Raw genomic sequence first — 346 nt, 5'->3', positions numbered from 1 at the left:
TGCCGGATCCTTGGCGGAAGCACTCAGGCTGTGTGCGCCCTGGCCCAGGTCGGTTTCTGGCGTAAAGCGCCAGTTACCCTGCTCATCCGCCGTCACGCTGCCCAGCACCGTGCTGCCGTCGCTCACCGTCACCACGCTACCGGCCTTCGCCGTGCCGTTCAGCGTCGGACGCAGGTCGTCCGTCACGCCGTTCTGCACGATGTTACCCTGCACGCTGCCCACATCATCCGTCAGACTGCCCAGTTGCACCTGACCCGGCACCACATCCACCGTGACCGCCAGGTGTTCCCCTTCGGCACTGGTGTTGCCCGCGGTGTCGGTGACCGTGGTGGTAAAGTCGTGTGCA

1 protein-coding gene is annotated in these 346 nt (G+C 65.6%); it reads right to left on the bottom strand.

What is annotated here, in order from left to right; all coding sequences use genetic code 11:
* Positions 1-346 (bottom strand): Ig-like domain-containing protein (locus AC2A1E_RS24390; RefSeq protein WP_484385904.1); only part of this gene is annotated, 346 nt, incomplete at both ends.

It is taken from the genome of Serratia sp. HNCC26DJ206 (genome assembly GCF_057180605.1).
This window is presented reverse-complemented; position numbering and strand designations above follow the sequence as displayed.